Below are 26,154 nucleotides of genomic sequence, written 5' to 3'. Positions count from 1 at the left end.
ACAGGAAGGGCTAAGGATCGTGCCGCATATAGGGGCGGCCCTGCCCCCGCCGCAACAGAAGAAGGGGGATCGCCATGGCCGACACGCGCAAAATCTATGTGCTGAACGGACCCAATCTCAACATGCTCGGCACCCGCGAGCCGGAAATTTACGGCTATGACACGCTCGACGATATCGCCGAGCGGATGGAGGATGCCGCCAACCGCGCTCATGTGGAGATCGACTTCCGCCAGTCGAACCATGAAGGCCATCTGATCGACTGGGTCCAGGAAGCGCATCAGGAAGGCGCCCACGCCATCATCATGAATCCCGGCGGCCTCACCCATAGCTCCATCGCGCTGCATGACGCGATCAAGGCGGTGACGGTGCCGGTGATCGAAATCCATCTGTCCAACCCGCACACACGCGAGGCTTTCCGTCACAAAAGCTATGTCGGCATGGCCGCAAAAGGGACGATCGCGGGCTTTGGCCCCTTATCCTATATGCTGGCGCTGGAAGCCGCGCTGGAGCTATAGCCGACCGTGATTCCGACGCACAAAAGTTGCGCTTTGCCGTAAATACGCATAGGCGCGGGCACCAGATACGACATTCACCGTCCAGGGACTTCCGATGAACGATAAGATTGAAAAGGGCGCAATGCAGGTGGACGTACAACTCGTGCGGGATCTCGCCGCGCTGCTCGACGACACCAACCTGACGGAAATCGAGGTGGAAGACGGCGATCGCAAGATCCGCGTCGCGCGCAAGGTTGGCGGTGCGCCCGCCGCCGTCTACGCCCCCGCTCCCGTTGCAGCGCCCGTCGCGGCGGCTCCGGCGGCCGTCCCCGCTGCGCCCGCCGCCGAAGCCGCCGTTCCGGCCGGCACCATGGTCCGATCGCCGATCGTCGGCACCGCCTATCTGTCGGCCGAACCGGGCGCCGCGCCGTTCGCCCGCGTGGGTGCGCAGGTCGCCGCGGGTGAGACCATCCTGATCGTCGAGGCCATGAAGGTCATGAACGCGATCACCGCCCCCGCCGCCGGGACGGTCAAGGCGATATTGGTCGATAACGGCCAGCCGGTCGAATATGACCAGCCGCTGATCGTCATCGAATAAGGCCCGCATCGCTTATGGCCATTGAAAAGCTGCTGATCGCCAACCGTGGCGAGATCGCGCTCCGCATCCACCGCGCCTGCCATGAAATGGGCATCAAGACCGTCGCGGTTCATTCCACCGCCGACGCCGACGCCATGCATGTGCGCCTGGCCGACGAGGCGATCTGCATCGGCCCGCCCGCAGCCAGAGACAGCTATCTGAACGTCGCAGCGATCATCTCCGCAGCGGAAATATCCGGCGCGGACGCGATCCATCCAGGCTATGGCTTCCTGTCGGAAAACGCCAAGTTCGCCGAAATCGTGGAAGCGCACGGCCTGGCCTTCGTCGGCCCCAAGCCCGAACATATCCGCACAATGGGCGACAAGATCGAGGCGAAGCGCACCGCAGGCGCGCTAGGCCTGCCGCTGGTCCCAGGGTCGGACGGCGCGGTCAGCGAGCTTGAGGAAGCAAAAGCTATCGCCGAAGCGGCGGGGTATCCCGTCATCATCAAGGCGGCATCCGGCGGCGGCGGTCGCGGCATGAAGGTTTGCACCTCGCCCGATCAGCTCGAAACGCTGATGCAGCAGGCAGGTTCGGAAGCGAAAGCCGCCTTCGGCGACGCCACCGTCTATATCGAGAAATATCTCGGCAATCCGCGCCACATCGAAATCCAGATTTTCGGCGACGGCAATGGCAATGCCATCCATCTGGGCGAGCGCGACTGCTCGCTCCAGCGCCGCCACCAGAAGGTGCTGGAAGAAGCCCCCTCGCCGATCCTCAGCCAGGCCGAGCGCGAACGCATCGGCGGCATCTGCGCAAGGGCGATGGCCGACATGGGCTATCGCGGCGCGGGCACGATCGAGTTTCTGTGGGAAAATGGTGAATTTTACTTCATCGAGATGAACACCCGCCTGCAGGTGGAGCATCCGGTGACGGAGATGATCACCGGCCTCGACCTGGTTCGCGAACAGATCCGCGTGGCGGAGGGCAAGCCGCTTTCGGTGGCGCAGGAAGATATCCGCTTCACCGGCCATGCGATCGAATGCCGCATCAACGCCGAAGACCCGAAAACCTTCGCGCCTTCGCCGGGCACCGTCACCAGCTATCATGTCCCGGGCGGGATGCATGTCCGCGTCGATAGCGGCCTCTATCAGGGCTATAAGGTGCCGCCCTATTACGACTCCATGATCGGCAAGCTGATCGTCTATGGCCGCACCCGCGAAGGCGCGATCATGCGCCTGCGCCGCGCGCTGGAAGAATATGTGATCGAAGGGATGAAGACCACCATCCCGCTGCACCAGGCGCTGCTGACCGATCCCGACTTCCTCGACGGCAATTATACGATCAAGTGGCTGGAAGAATGGCTGGCGCGGGACGGGCAGGCTTGAGCATTTCCATATTTCGAGTAATATCGAAATATGGAATCAGACCAGGCCATTGAAGCACTCGGCGCACTCGCCCATGGTACGCGGCTGGCGCTGTTCCGCCTGCTCGCTGCGGGAACGGGCGAGGGCATGGCGGCTGGCGAAATAGCGGAACGGCTGGGGGTGGTTCCTTCCACCCTCTCCCACCATTTGGCGGCGTTGGAACGGCCCGGCCTCATCCGGTCCACCCGCCAGCAGCGCCACCTCCTCTATGCGGTCAATCCGCCCGCGGTCCGTGGTCTCGTAGAGTTTCTGACCGACCAATGCTGCGGCGGGCGGCCCGACCTGTGCGGCGGCTCCCGTGAACCGGGCGGCAACGGAGCATGAAGAGGATAGCCGCCGCCGAAGCGCTCGGCACTACCCTGCTCGTGTCCGCCGTGATCGGTTCGGGCATCATGGCCGAACGGCTGTCGGGCGGCAATATGGGCCTTGCCCTGCTGGCGAACAGCGCGGCGACCGGGGCGATGCTCTACGCCCTCATCACCCTGTTGGGACCGATCAGCGGTGCGCACCTCAATCCCGTCGTTTCGCTGCTGCTCGCTCCCCGCGCCGAATGGGCGCCCCGCATCGCGGCGCAATGCAGCGGCGGCCTTCTGGGCACGGCCCTCAGCCATTTGATGTTCCAGCAGTCGCTGTTGCAAGTTGGCGCAACCACGCGCACCGGCCCGGCACAGTGGCTTGCGGAAGCCATTGCGACCTTTGGCCTGCTGCTCACCATTCGCCTGGGCGCACGTTTCCGCCCCGCCGCGCTGCCTGCCTTGGTCGCCGCCTGGATCGTCGCCGCCTACTGGTTCACCGCATCGACCAGCTTCGCCAATCCGGCGGTGACGCTGGCGCGCGCGCTGACAAATAGTTTCGCGGGCATCCGCCCCCTCGACGTCCCGGCCTTCATCCTCGCCCAGAGCGCAGGGGCCTTGGCGGGCTATCATATGGCCGGATGGCTGCTCGCCGCACCTTCATCCCCGTCCCTTCAACCACAGGAAAGCCCGACATCATGAAGGCCACCATCTGGCATAATCCCAATTGCGGCACATCGCGCAAGACGCTGGCCATCCTCCAGGAAACGCCCGGCGTCGAGGTCGAGTTGATCGAATATCTCAAGACGCCCTATACACGGGCAAAGGTCGCGCAACTCATCGCCGACGCCGGCCTGACCCCGCGTGAAGCGCTGCGGTTGATGGGAACCGATGCGCAGGAACGCGGCCTTCCGGACATGGACGGCGACGCAATCCTCGACGCGATGGCCGCCAATCCCGCCTATGTGAACCGGCCCTTCGTCGAAACCGAAAAGGGCGTGCGCTTCTGCCGCCCGCAGGACATGGTGCGCGACATCCTCTGATCCGTCGCATCGTCGATCATTTTCGACGATGCGCCTGGTCCCGTCAGGCTGCATCATGCCCGTGTAACAATCACATGATTTCAGTCCTTGCTTTGACGGGAGGAAAACGTAGCCTCCCGTCTCATGGCAAAGGAACCGGTATTGGCGACCATCGCCGTCTACAGCCTCAAGGGCGGTGTGGGTAAAACCACCTTCGCGATCAACCTCGCCTGGGCGTCGGCCAGCATCTCGAAACGGCGCACGCTGCTCTGGGATCTCGATCCGCAGGCGGCATCGAGCTGGCTGATTTCCACCGACCAGACCAGCCGCGACGCGGCGCAGGCGATCTTCAGCAAGGATGTGGAGATCAGGAAGCTGATCCAGCCATCGACCGTGCCGGGGCTGGACCTGATCGCCGCCGACACGTCGCTGCGTGGCCTGGATCATCTGTTCCGCGAGATGGACAAGAAAAAACGACTCGCCAAGCTGATCGAAACGCTGGGCCGCGATTATGACCGCATCATCCTCGATTGCCCGCCGGGCCTCACCGAAACCAGCGAACAGGTGCTGCGCGCCTCCGACATGATCGTCATCCCGGTAATCCCCTCACCGCTGTCGCAACGCGCCATGGGGGAGGTCGCCCGCTATCTGGTCCAGCGTGGCGGCAATCATGCGCCGATCCTGCCCGTCTATTCGATGGTCGATCGTCGCCGGAGCCTCCATCGCAAGGCGCTGGAAGAACAATCCGGCTGGCCCGCCATCCCGATGGCCAGCGCGATCGAGCAGATGACGGTACGCCGCAAACCGCTCGGCGCCTTCGCGCCTACGTCACCCCCGGCGCAGGCCTTCTCCGCGCTGTGGACGCAGGTGGAACGGCAACTGCACGCGAAATAACATCAAGCCAATTATGGACTTATTTCATGCTCCCCGGCGCAGGCCGGGGTCCAGTTCAGGCCGTGGAGCTGGACCCCGGCCTACGCCGGGGAACAACCAGCTCCCAATAATGGCAACCTGCTCTCAGGCCGCGATGTCGTAGGGTCGAATCTCGCCGGTCAGATAGAGGTTGCGCGCCTTCGACCGGCTGAGCTTGCCCGAACTGGTGCGCGGCAGGGTGCGCGGCGGCACGAGTTCGACCACGCAGTTCATGCCGGTGATCGCGCGGACCCGCTCGCGGATCTGATCGCGCAGGCGCGACCGCTCCTCATTGTCCGATGTCCGGCAATGGACCAGCACGGCGGGCGCTTCCTCGCCGCCCGGCGTGGTGATGGCGAAGGCGGCGATGTCGCCCTGCTTGAAGCCCGGCAACTGCTCCACCGCCCATTCGATATCCTGCGGCCAGTGGTTCTTGCCGTTGATGATGATCATGTCCTTGGCGCGGCCGACAATGTAGAGATAGCCGTCGGACAGATAGCCCATGTCGCCCGTGTCCAGCCAGCCGTCGGCCATGCAGGCGGCGGTCGCTTCGGGATCGCGGAAATAGCCGACCATCAGGCTGGGACCGGTAGTCCACACCTTGCCGATCTGCCGCTCGTTCAGCAGGCCACCGTCTTCGTCGCGGATTTCCACGATCATGTCCTTGGCCGGCTTGCCGCAATTGACGATCGAACGGAAACGCTGTGGACGCCCCTCCGGCGCGTCGCCGCCCGACAGGTCGGTTTCCTCGACCAGTTCGACGATGATGCCCTCGCCCGGCGGCATGATGGTGACGGCCAGCGTCGCTTCGGCCAGGCCATAGCTGGGCAGGAAAGCCTTCGGGCTGAACCCGGCGTCGCCAAAGGCATCGACGAAGCTCTGCATCACGTCGGGGCGGATCATATCCGCGCCATTGCCCGCGAGCCTCCATCGGGAAAGGTCGAAACGATCGGCCGCCTTAGTCTGGCTCGACATGCGTCGCGCGCAGATGTCGTAGCCGAAGGTCGGCGAATAGCTGATCGACGTGCCTTCATTACGGCTGATGAGGTCCAGCCAGGCCAGCGGGCGGCGGGCGAAATCCTCGGTCTTCATATAGTCGGTCGACACCTGGTTGGCGACGACCGACAGGAAGCAGCCGACCAGGCCCATGTCATGATACCAGGGCAGCCAGCTTATGCAGCGGTCGCTGTCCTGCACTTCCATGCCATGGCTGTGCGCCGACAGGTTGCTGAGCAGCGCATGATGGGTGACGGCGACGCCATGCGGGAAGCGGGTCGATCCGCTCGAATATTGCAGATAGGCGATCTCGTCGGTCTTCGCCTGGGGCAGGTCGGCGGGGATGACGTCGCGGGCCAGGAAATCCTCGAACGCGATGCTCTCCACCGATTTCTGGCGACCGGACTCGCCCGCCATCTCTTCCAGTTCCTTGGGGAAGAGGAACAGCATCGGGTCGCAGCTTGAAAGCTGGACGTTGAGCTGATCGATATAGCTTTCCTTGCCGCCGAAGCTGGTCGGCAGCGGCAGCGGCACCGGCCAGGCGCCGGCATAGACGATGCCGAAGAACAGCATCGCGAAATCCGCGCCGGTTTCGGCGACCAGCGCGACGCGATCCTGCGGCTGCACGCCATGGGCGATCAGGCGGTGGGCGCAGGCGATGGCGTCGGCGCGCAGTTCGCTGAACGGATAGGCGCGCGCCAGATTGCCGCGCGCATCATGGAAATTCAGGCCGCGCTTGCCCTGGGCCGCATAGTCCAGCGCCTCCCCCAGCGTCTCGAAATCAGAGAAGCGGCGCGGCAGATCGTCAGTGGTCGGCGTCGGTGCCATCATCTCTTGCGAACCCGTCATATTGGTTTCACCCAATGTCTTAAACTTACGAAAACGCGGCCGTTAGCAGCTTTGGCCGCCGGTTGCACCGCCTATTCCGTTCCAGCATTGCTTAATAGCCGACAAGGCACGGTAAAATTCCGGCCCGACTGTGGCATAAACATGGCGCATCGGGCATTGAGATTCGGCATGACCGGGAAACGCCCCCCTCCGCCGCTTGACGAGGAAGCGCTGCGCGACCTGGCGCTGCGTCATGTCGCGCGTTTCGCCATCAGCCGGGGCAAGCTGCTCGCCTATCTGCAACGAAAATTGCGGGATCGCGGCTGGGGTGGCGAACAGCCCGCCGATCCGGAAGGACTGGCCGACCGCTTCGTGGAACTGGGCTATATCGACGACGCCGGCTATGCGGTGATGAAGAGCGCGGCGCTGGCCCGGCGCGGCTATGGTGCGCGCCGGATCGAAGAAACGCTGCGCGCGGCAGGCATTGCGGAAAGCGATCGCGAACAGGCGAACGCGCAGATTGCATCGGAAGCCTGGTCGGCGGCCGATCGTTTCGCCCGCCGCAAGCGCCTCGGCCCCTACGCCATGGCGCCGCTCGACCCCAAACAGCGCGAAAAGGCGATCGCCGCCTTCCTGCGCGCAGGGCATGATTATGCCGTGGCGCGCCGCTGGGTGGATGCAGCACCGGGAGAAGCGCCGGAAGAAGAAGCGTAACGGAACAGGGGCGAAGGGCGGAATGGGTGGGGCGGACATTCCCATATTCCGTCATCCCAGCGAAAGCTGGGATCCATGAGCCTCAGCCTTTCATCAACGTACAACCATTGCGCCAATGGATGCTGACTTTCGTCAGCATGACGGCATGGGATGGGTAGGCGACAGCCCCTTTTGCTCCATCGTCATCCCCGCGAAGGCGGGGATGACGAAGAGGGGTGGAACCAAGACATTCCCCTCCCTTGCAGGAGAGGCTGAATATGTCTCTCTCTGGCCGCCTGAAACCAATCACTTTCACTATATGCAAGGTCAGATATTCCATCTCACGAAAGCTGCGCCCCGTAGGATTTCTTCTGATCTATCCTGCCCGATGGACCAGCACGCCCCGCCCTGTCGCCCGATTGTGACCTTCCTGTCGCGACGGAGGCGCGCCCGGTCGCCCCAGATTCCGCGTGACACAACGCGCGCTTTCCCTTAAAGGCGCGCGCAGCAGACTCCTGGCAGCAATGCCGTGGGTCTTCCGTCCGAGACAGTTGGTGAAGGGAATCTGCCCTTCTTAATGTCCAGCCTAGACGGGGAAAAGTTCTTTGCCGAACGGGCCATGCGCCCGATTCGGGTCTGCCTGTTTCTCATGGATGCGGGCCAGTCGATCTCTCCCCTTCGGACCTAGTGCCCCATGCCGCAAGGCGTGGGTTTAGTCGTTTGCCGATGCAGGTCGGCGAACATGAAGTGGAGTAATGGCATGGATCGTAATCAGAAAGCTGAGGTCGTTTCCGCGCTGAACGCAGAGCTGGCAGAAGTTGGCGTGGTCGTCGTGACCCGCAACCTCGGCATGACCGTCGCCCAGTCGACCGTCCTGCGCCAGAAGATGCGCGAAGCCGGTGCGTCCTACAAGGTTACGAAGAACCGCCTCGCCCGTATCGCCCTTGATGGCACCGCCTACGGCTCGATCAGCGACCTGCTGACCGGCCCTGTCGGCCTCGCCACCTCGGTCGACCCGGTTGCCGCCGCCAAGGTTGCGATCGATTTCGCCAAGACCAACGACAAGCTTGAGATCGTTGGCGGCGCGATGGGCGAAGTGCTGCTCGATGCGGAGGGCGTAAAGGCCCTGGCGTCGATGCCGTCGCTGGATGAACTGCGTGCGAAGATCGTCGGGCTGCTCGTTGCACCCGCGACCAAGCTCGCGACCGTCACCCAGGCACCGGCTGCGCAGCTTGCGCGCGTCTTCAACGCCTATGCGGAGAAGGAAGCGGCCTGAGCCGTTTCCCATCCGATTTTTTGACCCTCATCTGACGGGGCGCATTGCCCCATAAAAGGAATTAGACAAATGGCAGACATCAACGCTCTGGTCGACCAGCTTTCGGCCCTCACCGTCCTCGAAGCCGCTGAGCTGTCGAAGGCTCTTGAAGAAAAGTGGGGCGTTTCGGCCGCCGCTGCCGTCGCCGTCGCTGGCCCGGCCGCTGGTGCTCCCGCCGCCGCCGCTGCTGAAGAGCAGACCGAATTCGACGTCATCCTGACCGGCGACGGTGGCAAGAAGATCAACGTCATCAAGGAAGTCCGCGCCATCACCGGCCTGGGCCTGACCGAAGCCAAGGCTCTGGTCGAAGGCGCTCCGAAGGCCGTCAAGGAAGGCGTGAACAAGGACGAGGCCGAGAAGGTCAAGAAGCAGCTTGAAGAAGCTGGCGCGACCGTCGAGCTGAAGTAATCGGTGCGCCCCGGATATCCGGGGCACATCGTTCCGGCCCAGGGTCGGAGGATATCGGGCGGCACCTTTTCAGGTTGCCGCCCTTTTTTCGTCATGCCAGCATAGGCTTGCATGGCAATTGAGCATAATAGCGGGTTGCATTGATTGGAACCGATATAGACCCGTTCCCCGGCGAAGGCCGGGGAACAAGCAACCAAAGTTGATGAGTCATTCTCTACGCATCTTGGCATAAGGTTTCCGCCGGCCGTCCAAGCCGGTCAGAAATCCAGTTCCGCGCGCCAGCCGATCACATCCACCCCATAGTCGCTTCGTCCACCAGCTAGGATCGCCGCGTCGGTATAGGCAAGATGCGCATAGTTGACGTTGAAGCGCAGATATTCGATCGGGGTCCACACCAGCGCCGCGATGATCCCATTCTGCGTGCCGCCGACAATATCCTTGTCGTTAAGGCTCAGATAATCATAGCGCAGCGTCGCCTGCAGCGCGCCCCAGCCACCGCTGCCGACCGGACTGTCAGGTTTCACGACGCCGAAAATGCCATTTTTGTAACCGCGGCTCTCCCCGGTCAGCACATAGCCGACCTCACCATAGCCGCCGAAGAAGGTGGGATCGGCCAGTCCCGGCCGCGATACGCGCAGCCAGTGCGCTTCCCCCGCCCACCAGAGCGGGCCGCGCTCCCCGCCGAACTCCAGACCATAATGGCTCTCACCATCCGCCGGAATGTTGGGCGTCGCCAGGAAGCGGCTGTTCGCGCTGTGGAGATAGGCGCGCTGCCGGTATCGCTGGGGAGTCTCGCTCAGCCGCTGCAAATCGCGCCAGTGACCTGACAGGCCGAAATGCAACTGGGTCTTGCCCAGCCGGGGCGCCAGCACGACACGGCCATCGACGCTATAGCTGTTATTCTCGTCCCCGCCATCGGCCCCATCGCTGTCATTGGTCAGCGAATCGGCGCTGTCGGAAAAGATACCCGCCTGCGCCAGCAGGATACCGGACCGATATTGCGCCGAAAGACCCAGGCGCCGTTCAAAGCCGAAGGCGTCGGTGAAGGCTGCCCGTTCCATGACTGCGCCGCCGGTATCGCTGATGAGTTCATCCAGCGACTGGAAAGCGTTATGATTGCCCAGCGTGATCAGCCATTTGCCCTTCTCATAGGTGATGAAGGTGTCGACCAGATCGACGCTGTTGTCCGAAAGCTCCAGTTCCAGCTTATAGCCGAAACCGCCGCCCAACTGCCCTTCCCCGCCGAGCCGCAGGCGGCGCAGTTCGTTGGAATAGCCCTTCGCGCGGTCATTGACGCCGCCCGGCGTCATCAGCAGCCCGGCATCATATTGGATGCGGCCCTTGACGTGAAAGCTGGCTGCCCCTCTGGAAAAGACCGGCCCACCCTTCCAGCCGACAGCGGTCTCGCTCGCGGGCTTGGCTTGTGCGATCTGGGCTGGCGCACCGGCGGCCGGGGACGGTGGGACAACGCTGGCTTGGGGTGCGGGCGTCTGACCATCCAATCGCGCTTCCAGCCGGTCGACCTGCGCCCTGAGCGCGGCGATCTGCGCTCGCAACGAAGCCGCCTCCGCCGCACTGATCGCCTGAGCAACGGCCGGCGCCGGCATCATCAGCAGCGCCAGCGCGGTGCCGGCAGCCAGTCGAAATCGGGGCGTCATCTGTTTCCCTTTCTTGTCTGGCGACGCCCGTATGAATTTCCTGTTACAAACAGGCGTAGTTACGATGTCATTTTTATGACTGCCGATATCGCCCGATCCCGGTTGGCGGCGGCGCGATGACGGGTTACTCCTGTGGCCGACATGGATCCCCTGCCCCTCTTTTTCCGCTCTTGCCGACGCGGCCTGTTGCTGGGCAGCATCGCACTCGGCGTTTCGCTGGCCGGCTGCTCTGGCGAAGGCAGCGGGCCAGTGGTCGTCAGCGTAGTGGGCAGCCATGACGATTTCGCGAAGCCGCTACAGAATCTCCCCAACCCCGCCGCCAAGCTGATGCTGGAAAGCACCGCGCAGGGACTGGTCGCCTTCGACGCGGGCGGCGACATCGTGCCTGCCCTGGCCCAGCGCTGGATCGTCGAGGATGAAGGGCGCAGCTATATCTTTCGCCTGCGTCGCGCCTTTTGGGCGGATGGAACGCGCGTCACCGCGCCCGATGTCGCCCGCATATTGATGGCGCGCATCGTCTCGCTCCGGCGTCTCGACCCCGATGGGCCACTCGACGCGGTGCAGACGGTGGTGCCGATGACTGGCGAGGTGATCGAGATTCGCCTGGGTGCAGCCCGGCCCTTCGTGCTCCAGATGCTGGCCCAGCCGCAAATGGGCCTGCTCTCGCGAGAAGGCGGGACTGGCCCTTATCGACGCGCGCAACAGGGCAAGACGCTGTTGCTGACGCCGATCGACCGGTTGAGCGGCGATGACGAATCAGCGGAAGGCCCGGTCCCGCGATCCCAGCTTCGGGTGCTGCGCAGCGAACGGGCGGCGCTCGCCATCATTCGTTTCCGCGGAGGCCAGGCTGCGCTGATTCTGGGTGGACGGTTCACCGACCTGCCCCTGCTCGTGCCGGCCGGGATCGACCGCGATGCCGTGCGGGTCGATCCGGTACAGGGTCTGTTCGGCCTGGCGGTGGTGGGCGACGGCAAACTGCTGGATGACGCCGATGCGCGCGCTGCCATCAACATGGCGATTGACCGTAGCCAGTTGCCCGCCATCTTCCCCCTGGGCGGATGGGCGACGACTGAGCAGATCGTCCCGTCGCAGATCGACCTGGGCCGCGCGCCCACGCCGCCTGCCTGGGCCAATCTGTCGATGGAGGACCGACGCACGCAGGCCGGCGCCACCATCGCCCACTGGCGGGCGGAGAATGGCGCGCCACCGATATTGCGCATCGCGTTGCCCGCCGGCCCCGGTGCGACCCTGCTCTTCGGCATGGTGCGACGCAACCTGGCCGCCGTCGGCCTCGATACGCGCCGCGTCGATATGCGCGACGAAGCGGACCTGCGCCTGGTCGATGAGGTCGCCCCCTATGACAGCGCGTTCTGGTATCTGGGCCGGGTCGGATGCGCCCGGAAAATCCGTTGCAGCGCCGCCGCCGACGCGCAGCTACAGGCCGCGAGCCTGGCCAGCAGCGCCGATGAGCGGGCTGCCCGCATCGCCCAGGCCGAAGCGCTGGTACAGGGATATAATGGCTATATCGCCCTGGGGGCGCCGGTGCGTTGGTCGCTGGCATCGAAGCGATTGACCGGATTCACGCCCTCGCCGCGCGCGCGGCACCCATTGAACCATCTCTTCCGCCGCCCCAATTAAGGGACAAGGAGACAGGCACATGGCGCTTTCGCAGGATCAGTTCGACCGCATCATGCGGGACATGCCCGGCTTCGGCCGCGATCCCGCTTCGATCCGTCGCCGGGTCGAGGCGATGGAGGCGGTTCTGGAGGGGCTGTTCGTCATTCCCGGCACCAATCGCCGGGTCGGCCTGGACGGCCTGGTCGGGCTGATCCCGGTGGTCGGCGACATTGCCACCGCCGCCATGGGCGCATGGATCGTATGGGAAGCCCGGAATCTGGGCATGTCGAAATGGCAGCTCACCCGCATGGCGGCCAATGTCGGCGTCGATACGATCATCGGCGCCATTCCCTTCGCGGGGGATATTTTCGACTTTCTCTACAAGTCGAACACCAAGAATCTGCGTATCATCCGCAAGCATCTCGACCGCCACCATCCCTCGACGGTGACGATCGACGGCTGATATGGGTTGGGCTGATTATGGGTTGCCGCTTCCAGTCAGCGGCTGGGCGTTAGGATCGAGGTCCAGCAGCAGACCCGGCTGGCGTACCGGCACGGGCGCAGCGGGAGACCGGCGCGGGTTGGGAATGTTCGGCCCCGGCTTGATTCGCAGATAAGCGCTATCCGGCGCTCCGCCCTGATGCCCCGGACAGCGGGTGAATTCCAGCGCCCGGTCCATGCACAGCCACACTTCGCTCAGCCAGTTGCCGCGTGTGGTGGTGACGCGCATCATCTCCGCCTTCAACCCCTTGTTGGCGCGGGCGAAGGCGTCCGCGAACTGGCCGACGGTCAGCGTCTTGCGCCGCGCCAGCGCCGCCATGTCGGGATAGCGAAGCGACTGATAGAAAGCGCGAGACAGGTTGAAATACAGCTCCGGCTTGGTCGCCATGCAGGTGCCATGCTTCGACCATTCATGCTGGATGAGCTGGACCGAGGGCGTGTTACAGAGATTTTGCCTAATCACCTCGCGCGGGACCAGATCGGCGGCGCGGCAATATTGCGGCCATTCCTTGCCATAGCCGTCGGGCCACAGGCCATGCAGGGTGAAGCCGAACTTGCCGCTGCGGCCGCTACATTGCAGGCTGGCCTGCTCCGGCCCGGTCGAGCAATATTGCGGCGACCAACTAATCGCCAGCGTATAGCTGCCGATCGGCAGGACACGCTTTGGCTCCTTCGCGGTCGGCCCTTCGATCTTGGGCCGTTCGATCTGCGCAGGCAGCCGGCATTGCGCCGACTGGGCGAGAGCCACACCCGGCGCGGCGATCAGCATGAGAGCGAAAGCGGAGGCGATCAGCGGCTTAAGCATAGGCGAAATCCAGTCCGATATCGGCGGCGGGCGCGGATTGCGTCAGGCGACCGACGCTGATGTAGGTGACGCCGGTGTCCGCCCTGGCCCGGATAGTGTCAAGCGTCACCCCGCCCGACGCTTCGGTCGGCACCCGGCCACCGACCAGGGTTACGGCGCCCCGCAGCGTGGGCGCGTCCATATTGTCGAGCAGCAGATGCGTGGCGCCGGCGGCCAGCGCGGGTTCGATCTGGTCGATCCGGTCGACCTCCACGATGATCCGCTCTGTGCCGGCCGCCACGGCGCGGCGTACCGCTTCCTCGACCGATCCGGCGACGGCGACATGATTGTCCTTGATCATCGCCGCGTCCCACAGGCCCATCCGGTGATTGGTCGCCCCGCCCATGCGAGTCGCATATTTCTCCAGCACACGCAGGCCCGGAATGGTCTTGCGCGTGTCGAGCAGGGTCGCGCCGGTGCCCAGGATCGCATCGACATAGGCGCGCGTCATCGTCGCGATGCCGGTCAGGTGCTGGACGGTATTGAGCGCCGACCGCTCCGCCGTCAGCATCGCACGGGCGCGCCCACGGATACGCAATATGTCGGTCCCAGCCGGTATGCGGTCGCCATCCTGCCTGAGCTGCTCCACCTCCACCTCCGGGTCGAGCGCGCGGAAGAAGGCGATGGCGATCGGCAGCCCCGCCAGCGTCACTGCGTCGCGGCTGTCCATCACCCCCTCGAAGATCGCATCAGCGGGGATCACCGCTTCGCTGGTGACATCGCGCCCGTCCGGGCCAAGATCCTCGGCCAGCGTAGACGCAACGAAGGCGTCGAGGTCGAAACCGGGAAGCGAGAAGGTCATGACCCTAACAACGCCTCTCGTTGTTCAACTTTCGCGATGACTGCTGCATCAACCTCTAAATTAGGGCTATTGCGATAATTTGCGGTCAGATGCAGGGGAACCTTGAACAAAACACGATGATTATGTTCATGCCTGTTCTCAACATTCTTACCTTTATTCCCGCCAAGTTCAGCCGAAGCATCCGTGACGAATATCCGCGCCCGAACACCAATTTTGCCGGCCGCTCCAGATGAACTTGAATCCGTTGAAGACGTTTTTACTCCTATGTCAAACTCTACATGGGTTACCTCGCTAACAGGCTTTCCATCAATGAGAGGAGGAGCAATGGCCGCAAGGTCGCCAGCTCGCACTTTCGCCTTCGCGACCCCCATTGAAATATCAAAAAGGACCGATTCAATAAATTGGCTTAATTCTATCATGAGGACTCCTCAGCGCGCGCCCACATCCCCTTGCCCCACGGTGCTGCTCGCCATCTCCAGCATCCGGTCGAGGCTCTTCTTGGCGGCGAGGCGCAGGCTTTCGTCCATTTCGATGCGCGGCTGCAGGTCGCGCAGCGAAAGGTACAGCTTTTCCATCGTGTTGAGCGCCATATAGGGGCAGATGTTGCAGTTGCAGTTGCCGTCCGCGCCGGGCGCACCGATGAAATGCTTGTCCGGCACCGCCTTTTCCATCTGGTGGATGATATGCGGTTCGGTCGCGACGATCAGCGTGTCGCCGGGCATCGTCTTGGCGAAGGTGAGGATACCGCTGGTCGACCCGACATAATCGGCATGGTCGACGATATAGGGCGGACATTCCGGATGCGCGGCGATCGGCGCATCCGGGTGCTGCGCCTTGAGCTTGAGCAATTCGGTTTCGCTGAACGCCTCATGCACGATGCACACGCCCGGCCAGAGCAGCATGTCGCGGCCCAGCTTGCGCTTCAGATAGCCGCCCAGATGCTTGTCGGGACCGAAGATGATCTTCTGTTCCTTGGGAATCTGCGCCAGTATCTTTTCCGCCGACGAACTGGTGACGATGATATCGCTCAGCGCCTTCACCTCGGCCGAACAATTGATGTAGCTGAGCGCGATATGATCGGGATGCGCCTCGCGAAACGCCTTGAACTGCGCGGGCGGGCAGGAATCTTCGAGCGAGCAGCCCGCATCCATGTCGGGCAGCACGACGATCTTTTCCGGCGACAATATCTTGGCCGTTTCCGCCATGAAGCGCACACCGCAAAAAGCGATGACGTCCGCGTCCGTCTCCGCCGCCTTGCGCGACAGTTCAAGCGAATCGCCGACAAAGTCCGACAGATCCTGGATTTCCGGCGACTGGTAATAATGGCCGAGGATGACGGCGTTGCGTTCCTTGCGCAGCCGGTCGATTTCCGCGCGCAGGTCCGTGCCCTGCGGAATGCCTGTGAAAGCGTTCATACCCTGTAACTCCTCGGTCCCATTGCTGGCCCTTTGCGCGCGCCCTAGCGCTGCTGTGACTTGTTGGCCAGTACCTCGTTGATCGGCGTGGTGACGTCCCATCGCTCGCGATGATCGTCCTTGCGCTCCGGCGGGAAGGTAACGAGCACCCGCGCGTCACCATAGCCCATCGCGCCCAGCGGCGCCGCCATCAACTTGCCCAGGGCCGCGCGGCCATAGTCGCGCGCCTGCGCCATGCGCTCGGGCGACCGGGCGGAGGCTTCCGCGCGGGCCTGCGCATGGGCCGATGTGCGGCGGCTCAGTTCCTCGCCCGCTTCGCGCGTGACGAAAACGCCATTGGTGCGCACCAGCGTGCGGCGGCTTTCATCGACATTGGGCTTGCCCGGCCTCACGTCGGGCGCGTTGACGATCAGGGTGCGGGTCTGCGCGTTCCATTCCAGGTCGGCGGCGGTCAGGCCGCTGAGATCGACGAAATAATCGACCGAATAGGGCATCTTCACCACCTGGTCGGACTTGAGCCAGCCGAAACCGCGCACATCCTGCGCCGTGCTCTGGATCGTGCCGTTGAGTTGCGAGACGCGCAGGGCGCTGGCGCCGGAAATCTTCTCCGCGATGATCTTCGTCACCGCCGATCCGTCATCCTCCATGGAGACGATATAGTCGCGATTATAGCGCTGCCAGCCGACCAGCATCGCCGCGCCGACGCCCAGGACCAGCAGCGCCAGCGCGATCGGCCCGGCGTGGCGCCTCAACGCATCTGCCATCGCCCGTCCTCGGTCGGTACGGCAAGGCCCCGGCCATCCAGATCGATCAGATGCGCCAGCACCGATCGCCCTGCAGCGCCATAGAGGCGCGGGTCGACGCCCTTGTACATCTCCGCCACCATGTCGGGGATAGCGCTGTCGCCATGGCGTTCGAGGAAGCGCAATATCTGCCCCTCGCGCTGCTTGCGATGCCCCATCATGCCGCGCACCAGCCGCTGCGGATTTTCCACCGGCTCGCCATGCGCCGGGTAATAGACGATGTCAGGCCGGTCGAGCAGCAACTGCATCGACCGCATATAGGCGCTCATGTCGCCGTCGGGCGGGGAAATGACGCTGGTGGACCAGCCCATCACATGATCGCCGGTGAACAGCGCCTTTTCCTCCAACAGGGCGAAACAGAGATGGTTGGAGGTATGACCCGGCGTCGCCACCGCCTCCAGCGTCCAGCCCGTCCCAGTCACCCGCTCGCCATCGGTCAGCACGCGGTCGGGGCGATAATCGGCGTCGAACGCGGCGTCGGCGCGCGGGCCGTCATCGTCCAGCGTCAGCGGCGCGCAGCCGATGACCAGCGCGCCGGTCCTCTCGCTCAGCGGCCGCGCAGCCGGGCTGTGGTCGCGATGGGTATGGGTGCACATTATCGCCACCACCGGCCGCCCGCCGATCGCGGCGGTCAGCGCGGCCAGATGCGCCGGATCGTCCGGGCCGGGATCGATGACGGCGACCGCATCACCGCCCACCACATAGGTCTGCGTGCCTGTGTAGGTGAAGGGCGACGGATTGGGCGCCAGCACGCGAGCCACCAGGGGGCTGAGCGGCATCAGGATTCCGGTCGGCAGATCGGCCGGATCGAACGGGGTAGCCATGCTTCCCATGTGCCTATTTCGGGACGGATTACAAGGGCGGCGGCTGACGAACTGTCCTATTCGCGGCGGCTCTGATAGGCTGGAGCCATGGCCGCCGCATCATCCCGCCGAACGACATGTGCATCGCAACTTAATTTCCAACATTTGAACATAAGTGTCGAAATCAGCGGGCAATGTGCGAAGTTAAGCCCGGTCTTTCCAACATGAGCCTTCTCCTTCCCGAACGCTGGCGCCAGCATCTTGCCCTCGACCGGCGACGATCGGTGCATACGGTGCGAGCCTATGTGGCGACGGCCGAGCGGCTGATCGCCTTTCTGGAGGAGCATCGCGGCGAAGCGGTCACGGCCGCGACGCTCGCCAGCCTCGATCAGGCGGACCTGCGCGCTTTCCTCACCAGCCGGCGGATGGACGGAATCGGCAACCTGTCGGCGGCGCGCGAATTGTCGGCCGTGCGCGGCTTTCTGAAGTTCGTCGGCGGTGAGGAAGCCCGTGTGCCGCAACTCAAGGGGCCACGGGTCAAGCGCGGCCTGCCCCGTCCCATATCCCCTGACGAAGCGGTCGCGCTGGCACAGGACATCGCCGAAACTGCGCGGGAAGGCTGGATCGGCGCGCGCGACTGGGCGGTGCTGCTGCTGCTCTATGGCGCGGGGCTGCGCATCAGCGAGGCGATGGGCCTGAACGGCGACATCCTGCCGCTGGCCGAAACGCTGCGCGTTACCGGCAAGCGGGGCAAGACCCGCATCGTCCCGCTATTGCCGCAGGTACGGCAGGCAATCGAAGCCTATATTGAGGCCTGCCCTCACCCCATGGCGCGCGACCAGCCGCTGTTCCGGGGCGCGCGGGGCGGGGCGCTTTCCCCCGCGCTCATCCGCCGCGCGGTGCAGGGCGCACGCGGACGGCTGGGCCTGTCGGAACGGACCACACCACATGCGCTGCGCCACAGTTTCGCGACCCATCTGCTGGGCCGGGGTGCGGACCTGCGCTCGCTCCAGGAATTGCTGGGCCATGCCAGCCTGTCCTCGACGCAAATCTATACCCAGGTCGATGCCGCACATCTGCTGGACATCTATCGCAACGCCCATCCGCGCGCCTGACTCACCCTCTCGGCCGCCAGGTCGCCAACCGCCAGAGATAGAGGATCACCGCGCCGACCACGCAGATAGTGGCGGCGGGGCCGACATAGGCGTCGATGTTGCTGAAATTCTGCCCCAGCACATAGCCGGCATAGGCCAGGATCATATTCCAGATCAGCGCCCCGCCCGCCGTCCAGAGCAGGAAGCGGATATGGCCCATGCGAAACAGGCCAGCGGGTAGCGAGATCATCGTGCGGAAGGCGGGCATGAACCGAAAGACGAAGACGACGATCCGGCCATATTTTTCGAACAGCCGGTCCAGCGCCTCGACATCGCGCCACTCCAGCGTCGCCCAGCGGCCATAGCGGTCCACCAGCGGCTTCAACCGCGCAAAGCCCAGAATATGACCGACCAGATACCAGAAATAATTGCCGATGGTCGTGCCGATAGTGCCCGCCAGCAGCAGCCAGCCCATATCCATCCGCCCCTGCCCGACCCGGATGCCGCCAATCCCCATGATGAGTTCGGACGGAATCGGCGGGAAGATATTTTCCAGCACCATCAGGAAGAAGATGCCCCAATAGCCACCCGCGTCGATCAGGCGGAGAACCCAGTCGGTCATTCAGCTACTGCTCCGTCATGCCAGCGAAGGCTGGCATCTCTCTTCTTATGGCAAGGGTGGAAAGTAGAAGGGAGATGCCAGCCTTCGCTGGCATGACGAAGGTAAAGCATAAGGATCAGGCCGCAGCCCGCGCCGCTAGGCGCGCGTCGATCGAGTCCCAGATCATGCCGCCGGTGTCGGTGCCGTCGAAGGCGTCGATCGAGACGATACCCGTGGGCGAGGTGACGTTGATCTCGGTCAGCCACTCGCCGCCGATCACGTCGATGCCGACGAACAACAGGCCCCGGCGCTTGAGTTCCGGTCCCATCGCCGCGCAGATTTCGCGCTCCTTCTCCGTCAGTTCGGTCTTGGCCGCCGATCCGCCGACCGCAAGGTTTGAGCGGATCTCGCCCGCGCCGGGAATACGATTGACCGCGCCCGCGACTTCCCCGTCGACCAGCACGATGCGCTTGTCGCCCTTCGCGACGCCGGGGACGAAGGCCTGGACCATGAAGGGTTCAACCCATGACGCCTTGAAGATTTCCACCAGCGCGGAGAGATTCGATCCCCTCGCATCGACATGGAACACCGCCGTCCCGGCATTGCCGTAGAGCGGCTTCACCACGATCTCGCCATGCTGGGCGAGGAAACTCTTCACCTCGGCAAGGTCGCGGGTGATCATCGTCGGCGGCATGAAGCGCGCATAGTCGAGCACGAACAACTTTTCCGGCGCGTTACGGACGCTGGCGGGATCATTCACCACCAGGGTTTCTGCCTGCACCCGCTCCAGCAAATGGGTAGCGGTGATGTAGCTCAGGTCAAAGGGCGGGTCCTGCCGCATCAGCACGACATCGACATCGCGGCCCAGGTCCAGCATTTCCGGCGCGCCGAACGCGAAATGGTCGCCATCCACCTTCTGCACCTTCACCGGGTGCGCCTTGGCCAGCACCCGCCCATCGCGGTAGGTGAGGTCGGGCGCCAGATAATGATAGAGGCGATGCCCCCGCGCCTGCGCCGCCAGCATGATGTGGAAGGTCGAATCGCCCGCGATCTTGATGCCCTCCATCGGGTCCATCTGCACGGCGACAGTCAGGGGGTTGAGTATGGTCATTCAGCGCACCTCATAAAGTGACGAAGCGTGGGCAGAGCCAATGTTCACCCCCCATGCCAGACATTGGCCAGATGGCGCGGCGCGCGGCCGGGTGCAAGGAGGATGACGTCGATTCGCATGTCGTCCCCCGGCTTGGCCAGGTCGTGCCGCAGGATTTCCGCAGCCGCCGCCACCCGCGCCAACCGCCGGGCGTCGATCGCAAGGTCCAGTTCCGCCGCAGAACCACGTGCCTTCACCTCGACGAAGGCAAGCATCCTGCCCCGGCGCGCGACCAGATCGACCTCTCCCGCCGGAGTGCGCAGGCGGCGGCCGACAATCTGCCAGCCCTTCAGGCGCAACCACCAACCGGCGATGCGTTCCGCCTGACGCCCGCGCTGTTCCGCCGCCTGCTTTTTCACCCCTTCAATTCCATCGCCCGGTCGTAGAGCGCACGCCGGTCGAGGCCCAGTTTCTTGGCCACCTCGCCCGCTGCCTTGGACACGGGCAGGCGGGTCAGCGCCTCCAGCAAGGCCGCGTCGGCATCCTCGTCGCTGGGCGGCGGGGCTTCGCCGGGCGGGCCGACGATCACGACGATCTCGCCCCTGGGCGGGGCATCGGCATAGCGGGCGGAAAGCTCGGTGAGCGTACCCGTCGCCGTTTCCTCGAACGTCTTGCTGATCTCGCGGCTGACCGCTGCTTCGCGATCGCCCAGATGCGCGGCCATGGCGGACAGGCTTTCCGACAGGCGCGGGCCGCTTTCGTAGAAGACCAAAGTCGCGCGCAGCGTCGCCACCTCGTCCAGCGCGTCGCCCCGCGCCTTCGCCTTGCTGGGCAGGAAGCCCATGAAGAGGAAGCGATCGGTCGGCAGGCCCGATAATGTCAGCGCCGCGATCGCCGCGCTGGGACCGGGCAGGGTCGTGATCTTGCGCCCCGCCGCACGCGCGTCGCGCACCAGCTTATAGCCCGGATCGGAGATGAGCGGCGTTCCCGCATCCGACAGGAGCGCGACCGATTCGCTCGCCATCCGATCGATCAGCCGTTGCCGCACGGCCTCTGCACTATGGTCGTGATAGGGGACCATCGGCCGGTCCGATCCGGCATGGCGTAGCAGCCGTGCGCTCACCCGTGTATCTTCCACGGCGATCACATCGGCCAGCCGCAAGACTTCGGCGCCGCGCGGCGTAAGGTCTCCGAGGTTGCCGATCGGCCCTGCAACGATGTAAAGCCCTGGCTCAAGCCCTGAATTTCGAGTTTCCATAAGGACGCCAGATGACAGAGACGGATGCCCCACGGCAAGCAGATGTATTCGCAGCCGTGAAACGGGGCGCGCGGATCGCCTTCATGGGGGCGGCCCTGTTCCTCGCCGCCTGTCAGTCGATCGTGCCCAAGGGGCCGGCACCGACCACCCCCACCGGCCCCACCCAACCGACTGGGCCGGAAGTGACGCAAGGCCTGCCCACCGACACCGCGCGGCATCGCGTCGCACTGCTGGTGCCGATGAGCGGCCCCAATGCCGGTGTCGGCCAGTCGATCGCCAACGCGACCACGCTGGCGCTGCTCGATACCAAGACCGACAGGGTGCGCATCACCACCTATGACACCGCGCTGGGCGCGGCGGCGGCGGTCAACAAGGCGCTGGCGGAGGGCAACCGCCTGATCCTGGGGCCGTTGTTGGCGGAGGACGCCCGCATCATCGGGCCGATCGCAGCGCGGGCCAATGTGCCGGTCATCAGTTTTTCCAACGACGCCAGCGCCGCCGGCAACGGCGTCTACATCATGGGTTATAATCCCAACCAGTCGATCGAGCGGGTCGTCGGCTTCGCCCGCGAAAAGGGGCTGAGCAATTTCGGCGCATTGGTGCCGCGCGGCACCTATGGCGAGCGTGCGGGCAACGCGCTGTTGCGCGCGGTCGAACAGGCGGGCGGCACGGTGGTGTCGATGCAGACCTTCGACCGGTCGCCCGCGTCGATCACCGCAGCGGTCAAGAAATTGCAGGCATCCTCTAGCTATGATGCGCTGCTGATCGCCGACAGCGGCCGGGTGGCGTTGCAGGTCGCGCCGATCGTGCGCAAGAATGGCGGCGCGACCGCGCGGCTGCTGGGTACGGAGCTGTGGAACACCGACGCCTCGCTCGCCTCCAGCCCGGTGCTGCGCGGCGCCTGGTTCGCCAGCGTGTCCGACGCCCTTTATCGCCAGCTCGCGACCAAATATCGCGCCCGCTACGGCAGCGCGCCCTTCCGCCTGTCCTCGCTGGGCTATGATGCGGTGCTGCTGACGGTACGGATTGCGCAGGACTGGAAGCCGGGCACCGCCTTCCCCAATGCGCGCCTGCGCGATGCGGGCGGCTTTTCCGGCATCGACGGCGCGTTCCGCTTCAACCGCACCGGCGTCGCTGAGCGGGCGCTGGAAGTGTCGGAAGTGGGCGCAGGCGCCTTCACCGTGATCGATGCGGCCCCGCGCGGCTTCGGGGAGTGAAAGAGGCAGAAGTTTTTCCTGTCCTCTAAAGGGCATAGCGGCATAGACTGACATGGTCCGTTTCGCCGGAGCGAAGCGGACCAAGAAAGGGGAAAGCCGTCCATGTCCTTGACCGTCCGCATCCTGATCGCCCTTGTCGCCGGGCTGGCCTGCGGCATCGCGCTTGCTGAATGGGGCGGCGGCTGGGGAACGGACATCGTGGCGGCCTCCCAGCCCATCGGCAAGGCATGGCTCAACGGGCTGCAAATGCCGCTCATCCCGCTCATCTTCACGCTGCTCGTCACCGGCATCGCCCAGGCGGCGACCACCGCGCGCAGCAATGGGATGGCGGGCCGGACCATCGGCCTGTTCGCGGCGCTGCTGCTGGGATCAGCGGCTGTCACCGCGCTGGCGGGGCCGCTGATGCTGCATCTCTGGCCCGTACCGGCCGGCGCTATCGGCGCGGTGACGGGCGCCAGCCATGTCGCGGAAGTGCCTGACGTGCGGCCATCGGCCGAATGGCTGCTCGGCTTCATCCCGGTTAATCCGTTCAAATCCGCCGCCGATGGGCAGGTCGTGGCGGTGGTGCTGTTCGCGTTGATCTTCGGCTTCGCGGTGACGCGCATCGCCGAAGCCCGCCGCGCGCAGATCACCGACCTGTTCCAGGGGCTGGCCGACGCACTGCTGGTAATGGTGAACTGGGTGCTGTGGCTGGCACCGATCGGCGTCTTCGCGCTGGCGCTGGTGGCGGGCGCACGATCGGGCCTCGCGACCGCAGGGGCGCTGCTCCACTATATCGGTTTCATCGTCCTCCTCTGCCTGCTGGTGACGCTGCTGGTCTATCCGATCGTCGTCATCCTCGGGCGGATCGCGCCCGGCCGTTTCGCCCGCGCTGCCTTCCCGGTCCAGGCCATCGCCTTTTCCACCCAAAGCTCGATCGCGTCGTTGCCGGCCATGATCCAGGCCAGCGACGGCCCGCTGGCGGTGCGGGAAACCACCCGCAGCATCGTGTTGCCGTTGGCCATATCATTGTTCCGCATCACCAGCCCGGCGGCCAATCTGGGCGTCGCCCTCTATGTGGCGGCGATGAACGGCGTGACGATCGGCCCGACGCAACTCGTCATGGGCGTAGTAGTGGCCGCGATCGTCAATCTGGCGGCGGTCGGCCTGCCTGGCCAGATCACCTTCTTCACCACCACCGGTCCCATCTGCCTGGCCATGGGTGTGCCGGTGGAGGCCTTGCCACTGCTGCTGGCGGTGGAAACGGTGCCCGACATTTTCCGCACCGTGGGCAATGTCACCGCCGACATGGCGGCCGCACGCATCATCGATCAGGGCAGTGGAGATGGCGCCTAGGGCACCCGGCGCGCCGTCAGTATCTTGACCGGCGTCTCCAGCATCTGCCCCTTCATCACTCCCTCTCCCGCAGTCGGTGATTTGGGCGCGACCAGGATCGCCTTCACCACGTCCAATCCCTCGACCGCATGGGCGAAGACGGCAAAGCCCTGATTGTCGCCGGCGGCATCGGGATGGGCGTCCATAGCGGGCATCTTGCCCAGCACCACGAAGAAATCACCGGTCGCGCTACCCGGCGCATAGCGTGCCATCGACAGCGCTCCATCATCATGGGTGAGGCCGGTCAGCGTCGTCGGTTCATGCCGGATCGGCGGCAGAATGCGCTTGGGATCATTCTGCGCCCCGCCCTGGACGAAACCATAGTCGGCCGCACCGACACCCCGGTAGAAGAGCGAGCCGTCGAGCCGTTTCTGGTCGACATATTTCAGGAAATTGGCGGCGGTGATCGGCGCCTTGTCCATATGCACGGCGACGACGATCCGACCCTTGTCGGTTTCCAGCGCGACCCGCACGTCAGCGGGATTGGACGCCGCCGGCACCGTCTGCGCAAGCGCGGGGGACAGGGTAAAGGCGGCGAGAAGGATGAGGGCTAGCTGGCGAATCATGTCGCCAGCCTAACCGATCATCCATATTGTGCCAGTGGCGCTTCAGCCTTCCAGTTGGCGTAGCAATGCGCGCACGTCGGCATCCATGTCGGGATTGCTCTCGCGCAGCGCTTCGATCGTGCGCACCGCATGGATCACGGTGCTGTGGTCGCGACCGCCGAAGATGCGGCCGATTTCGGGCAGCGAACGCGGCGTCATTTTCTTGGCGAGATACATGGCGACCTGACGCGGACGAGCGACAGCGCGGGCGCGGCGCTTGGAACGCATCTCGGCCGGGTCAATCTTGAAATGGGCGGCGCAGAGCTTTTGAATCTCGTCCACGGTGATGCGGCGGGCATTGGCGCGCACCGCATCGGCCAGCATCTGCTGCGCGAAGTCGAGATCGATCGATCGACCGGTGAGCTGGCCATAAGCGACCAGCTTGTTGAAGGCGCCTTCCAACTCACGCACGTTGGAACGAATCGAACGGGCGAGGAAATCGATCACCGCATTGGGCACCGGCGGATCGCCAGCGACGGCGCGCTTCGATTCGAGGATGGCGAGGCGCAGGTCGAGATCGGCCGGCCGGATATCGGCGACCAGGCCGCCTGCCAGGCGCGAAAGGATGCGGGCATCAATCGATTCAAGCATCTGCGGCGCACGGTCGGCGGTCACGACGATTCGCGCGCCCGTGTCGATCAGGTCGTTGATCGTGTGGAGAAACTCCTCCTGCGTCGATCCCTTGCCGGCGATGAACTGGATATCATCGATCAGCAGCAGGCGCGCCGCCCGCAGCCGCGCCTTGAACGCCATCGTCTCATTGGCGCGCATCGCGTTCACAAATTCCATCATGAAACGCTCGGCCGACATATAGAGTACCGGTTCCGATGGCGAATGGGCGGAAAAGGCGGCGGCGATCGCATGGAGCAGATGCGTCTTGCCCTGGCCGGTGCCGCCATGGATGAAGAGCGGGGAGAAACGCGGCTGCGCCTCGCCCGCCATCGCCTGTGCGGCCGAATAGGCCAGGCGGTTGGTCTCGCCCACCACGAAGTCGGCAAAGCCGTGGCGCGGATGAAAATTGGAGGCGACGGGCGATACGAACGGCGCCACCTCTTCCACCGACTCGACGCTGGCCACTTCCAGCAGCCGGGGGCCAGTGGCGTCGGGTGCGCGGCGCACCCGCACCTCGCGCACCGCAGCGCCAGCGCTGCGCCATGCCATGCGCAAGCGGTCGCCAAAGTGACCGGACACAAAATTGGCGCTGAAATCGGTCGCAACGAACAGGTCCAGCGTCTGCGAGTCCGGACAATAGTCGCCCAGCCGCGCAGGCTTCAGCCACTGATCGAACAGGCGCGCGCCCAGATCGCGGCGCAGACCGGCACGGATGGCAGTCCAGGCGGATTCCAGGCCGGAAACATCCTGTACTTCCATTGCCTGATATCCAGCCACCGCAGCCCTGCCCTTCATTATTAATCGATCCCCAACATCAGGTTCACAAGGCGCAATCAGCATCGACCGGGAAAGCATGGGCTTCCCGAGCATTTTGCATCATCTGACCTAATGACGG

29 protein-coding genes are annotated in these 26,154 nt (G+C 64.5%); 15 read left to right on the top strand and 14 right to left on the bottom strand.

What is annotated here, in order from left to right:
• Positions 1-74 precede the first annotated feature (74 nt).
• The 7 genes from aroQ (at position 75) to MOK15_RS00115 (ending at position 4,707) form a co-directional block, all read left to right on the top strand.
• Positions 75-515, top strand: coding sequence for a type II 3-dehydroquinate dehydratase (aroQ, locus tag MOK15_RS00145; RefSeq protein WP_242929724.1), 441 nt, complete (start codon positions 75-77; stop codon positions 513-515).
• 94 nt (positions 516-609) lie between these two features.
• On the top strand, positions 610-1,092 hold the full coding sequence (gene accB / locus MOK15_RS00140; RefSeq protein ID WP_242929723.1) for an acetyl-CoA carboxylase biotin carboxyl carrier protein: 483 nt from the start codon (positions 610-612) through the stop codon (positions 1,090-1,092).
• 14 nt (positions 1,093-1,106) lie between these two features.
• Entirely contained in the window at positions 1,107-2,459 is a 1,353-nt protein-coding gene (accC, locus tag MOK15_RS00135; RefSeq protein WP_242929722.1) for an acetyl-CoA carboxylase biotin carboxylase subunit, read from the top strand.
• Positions 2,460-2,489: 30 nt separating this feature from the next.
• Positions 2,490-2,822 carry a metalloregulator ArsR/SmtB family transcription factor gene (locus tag MOK15_RS00130; RefSeq protein ID WP_242929721.1) on the top strand — a complete coding sequence of 111 codons (333 nt, stop codon included), beginning with the start codon at positions 2,490-2,492 and terminating at the stop codon, positions 2,820-2,822.
• Positions 2,819-3,493 (top strand): aquaporin, encoded by a 675-nt coding sequence (locus tag MOK15_RS00125; protein WP_242929720.1) that lies wholly within the window; start codon positions 2,819-2,821, stop codon positions 3,491-3,493. The genes MOK15_RS00130 and MOK15_RS00125 overlap by 4 nt, the downstream gene beginning before the upstream one ends.
• A complete protein-coding gene (locus tag MOK15_RS00120) occupies positions 3,490-3,834 on the top strand; it encodes an arsenate reductase family protein (protein ID WP_242929719.1) in 345 nt (114 codons plus the stop codon). The genes MOK15_RS00125 and MOK15_RS00120 overlap by 4 nt, the downstream gene beginning before the upstream one ends.
• Before the next feature lie 123 nt (positions 3,835-3,957).
• Positions 3,958-4,707: a ParA family protein gene (locus tag MOK15_RS00115; RefSeq protein ID WP_242929718.1), complete on the top strand. Its 750-nt coding sequence runs from the start codon at positions 3,958-3,960 to the stop codon at positions 4,705-4,707.
• A 123-nt stretch (positions 4,708-4,830) separates the two neighbouring features.
• On the opposite strand, the gene MOK15_RS00110 is transcribed toward MOK15_RS00115, so the two are convergent.
• A complete protein-coding gene (locus MOK15_RS00110) occupies positions 4,831-6,552 on the bottom strand; it encodes a fatty acyl-AMP ligase (RefSeq protein WP_242929717.1) in 1,722 nt (573 codons plus the stop codon).
• Between the two features lie 186 nt (positions 6,553-6,738).
• Between MOK15_RS00110 and MOK15_RS00105 the strand changes: the two genes are divergently transcribed.
• From MOK15_RS00105 to rplL, 3 genes are all read left to right on the top strand, one after another.
• Complete coding sequence (locus tag MOK15_RS00105) at positions 6,739-7,263, top strand: RecX family transcriptional regulator (RefSeq protein ID WP_242929716.1); 525 nt, start codon at positions 6,739-6,741, stop codon at positions 7,261-7,263.
• 739 nt (positions 7,264-8,002) lie between these two features.
• Positions 8,003-8,518, top strand: coding sequence for a 50S ribosomal protein L10 (rplJ, locus tag MOK15_RS00100; RefSeq protein WP_242929715.1), 516 nt, complete (start codon positions 8,003-8,005; stop codon positions 8,516-8,518).
• A gap of 69 nt (positions 8,519-8,587) precedes the next feature.
• A complete protein-coding gene (rplL, locus tag MOK15_RS00095; protein WP_242929714.1) occupies positions 8,588-8,965 on the top strand; it encodes a 50S ribosomal protein L7/L12 in 378 nt (125 codons plus the stop codon).
• Between the two features lie 257 nt (positions 8,966-9,222).
• Here rplL and MOK15_RS00090 read toward each other — a convergent pair whose 3' ends face one another.
• On the bottom strand, positions 9,223-10,623 hold the full coding sequence (locus tag MOK15_RS00090; RefSeq protein WP_242929713.1) for a porin: 1,401 nt from the start codon (positions 10,621-10,623) through the stop codon (positions 9,223-9,225).
• A 141-nt stretch (positions 10,624-10,764) separates the two neighbouring features.
• Here MOK15_RS00090 and MOK15_RS00085 point away from each other — a divergent pair, with 141 nt between their 5' ends.
• Both MOK15_RS00085 and MOK15_RS00080 read left to right on the top strand, forming a co-directional pair.
• Complete coding sequence (locus tag MOK15_RS00085) at positions 10,765-12,261, top strand: ABC transporter substrate-binding protein (protein ID WP_242929712.1); 1,497 nt, start codon at positions 10,765-10,767, stop codon at positions 12,259-12,261.
• Positions 12,262-12,280: 19 nt separating this feature from the next.
• Positions 12,281-12,703 carry a DUF4112 domain-containing protein gene (locus MOK15_RS00080; protein ID WP_242929711.1) on the top strand — a complete coding sequence of 141 codons (423 nt, stop codon included), beginning with the start codon at positions 12,281-12,283 and terminating at the stop codon, positions 12,701-12,703.
• Between the two features lie 15 nt (positions 12,704-12,718).
• Here MOK15_RS00080 and MOK15_RS00075 read toward each other — a convergent pair whose 3' ends face one another.
• Genes MOK15_RS00075 through MOK15_RS00050 form a run of 6 tightly spaced genes read right to left on the bottom strand, consistent with a single transcriptional unit; the run spans position 12,719 to position 17,429 of the window.
• Complete coding sequence (locus tag MOK15_RS00075; protein WP_242929710.1) at positions 12,719-13,546, bottom strand: ribonuclease T2; 828 nt, start codon at positions 13,544-13,546, stop codon at positions 12,719-12,721.
• A complete protein-coding gene (gene nadC / locus MOK15_RS00070) occupies positions 13,539-14,387 on the bottom strand; it encodes a carboxylating nicotinate-nucleotide diphosphorylase (RefSeq protein ID WP_242929709.1) in 849 nt (282 codons plus the stop codon). The genes MOK15_RS00075 and nadC overlap by 8 nt, the downstream gene beginning before the upstream one ends.
• Positions 14,384-14,806 (bottom strand): hypothetical protein, encoded by a 423-nt coding sequence (locus MOK15_RS00065; RefSeq protein WP_242929708.1) that lies wholly within the window; start codon positions 14,804-14,806, stop codon positions 14,384-14,386. Before MOK15_RS00065 ends, nadC begins: the two co-directional genes overlap by 4 nt.
• Positions 14,807-14,815: 9 nt before the next feature.
• Complete coding sequence (gene nadA, locus MOK15_RS00060; protein ID WP_242929707.1) at positions 14,816-15,802, bottom strand: quinolinate synthase NadA; 987 nt, start codon at positions 15,800-15,802, stop codon at positions 14,816-14,818.
• A 44-nt stretch (positions 15,803-15,846) separates the two neighbouring features.
• Positions 15,847-16,566 carry a DUF4230 domain-containing protein gene (locus tag MOK15_RS00055; RefSeq protein ID WP_242929706.1) on the bottom strand — a complete coding sequence of 240 codons (720 nt, stop codon included), beginning with the start codon at positions 16,564-16,566 and terminating at the stop codon, positions 15,847-15,849.
• A complete protein-coding gene (locus MOK15_RS00050; protein ID WP_242929705.1) occupies positions 16,551-17,429 on the bottom strand; it encodes an MBL fold metallo-hydrolase in 879 nt (292 codons plus the stop codon). The genes MOK15_RS00055 and MOK15_RS00050 overlap by 16 nt, the downstream gene beginning before the upstream one ends.
• 203 nt (positions 17,430-17,632) lie before the next feature.
• Here MOK15_RS00050 and MOK15_RS00045 point away from each other — a divergent pair, with 203 nt between their 5' ends.
• Positions 17,633-18,523 carry a tyrosine recombinase XerC gene (locus MOK15_RS00045; protein WP_242929704.1) on the top strand — a complete coding sequence of 297 codons (891 nt, stop codon included), beginning with the start codon at positions 17,633-17,635 and terminating at the stop codon, positions 18,521-18,523.
• 1 nt (position 18,524) lies between these two features.
• On the opposite strand, the gene MOK15_RS00040 is transcribed toward MOK15_RS00045, so the two are convergent.
• From MOK15_RS00040 to rsmI, 4 genes are all read right to left on the bottom strand, one after another.
• Entirely contained in the window at positions 18,525-19,124 is a 600-nt protein-coding gene (locus tag MOK15_RS00040; protein WP_242929703.1) for a DedA family protein, read from the bottom strand.
• 115 nt (positions 19,125-19,239) lie between these two features.
• Positions 19,240-20,214 carry a glutathione synthase gene (gene gshB / locus MOK15_RS00035; protein ID WP_242929702.1) on the bottom strand — a complete coding sequence of 325 codons (975 nt, stop codon included), beginning with the start codon at positions 20,212-20,214 and terminating at the stop codon, positions 19,240-19,242.
• Between the two features lie 44 nt (positions 20,215-20,258).
• Positions 20,259-20,612 carry a YraN family protein gene (locus tag MOK15_RS00030; protein WP_242929701.1) on the bottom strand — a complete coding sequence of 118 codons (354 nt, stop codon included), beginning with the start codon at positions 20,610-20,612 and terminating at the stop codon, positions 20,259-20,261.
• Entirely contained in the window at positions 20,609-21,451 is an 843-nt protein-coding gene (rsmI, locus tag MOK15_RS00025) for a 16S rRNA (cytidine(1402)-2'-O)-methyltransferase (RefSeq protein ID WP_242929700.1), read from the bottom strand. Before rsmI ends, MOK15_RS00030 begins: the two co-directional genes overlap by 4 nt.
• A gap of 11 nt (positions 21,452-21,462) precedes the next feature.
• On the opposite strand from rsmI, the gene MOK15_RS00020 reads away from it, so the two are divergent.
• Together MOK15_RS00020 and MOK15_RS00015 are read left to right on the top strand one after the other, a co-directional pair.
• Positions 21,463-22,668, top strand: a complete 1,206-nt coding sequence (locus MOK15_RS00020) for a penicillin-binding protein activator (RefSeq protein ID WP_242929699.1) — start codon at positions 21,463-21,465, stop codon at positions 22,666-22,668.
• Positions 22,669-22,770: 102 nt separating this feature from the next.
• Positions 22,771-24,003 carry a dicarboxylate/amino acid:cation symporter gene (locus MOK15_RS00015; protein ID WP_242929698.1) on the top strand — a complete coding sequence of 411 codons (1,233 nt, stop codon included), beginning with the start codon at positions 22,771-22,773 and terminating at the stop codon, positions 24,001-24,003.
• Here MOK15_RS00015 and MOK15_RS00010 read toward each other — a convergent pair.
• Positions 24,000-24,608, bottom strand: a complete 609-nt coding sequence (locus MOK15_RS00010; protein ID WP_242929697.1) for a peptidylprolyl isomerase — start codon at positions 24,606-24,608, stop codon at positions 24,000-24,002. The two genes, MOK15_RS00015 and MOK15_RS00010, sit on opposite strands and share 4 nt — an antisense overlap.
• Positions 24,609-24,650: 42 nt before the next feature.
• Positions 24,651-26,054, bottom strand: coding sequence for a chromosomal replication initiator protein DnaA (gene dnaA, locus MOK15_RS00005; RefSeq protein WP_242929696.1), 1,404 nt, complete (start codon positions 26,052-26,054; stop codon positions 24,651-24,653).
• Positions 26,055-26,154 lie beyond the last annotated feature (100 nt).

Source organism: Sphingobium sp. BYY-5, from assembly GCF_022758885.1.
GTDB lineage: Bacteria > Pseudomonadota > Alphaproteobacteria > Sphingomonadales > Sphingomonadaceae > Sphingobium.
The sequence above is the reverse complement of the archived record's forward strand: the minus strand, read 5'-3'. Positions and strand labels throughout refer to the sequence as shown.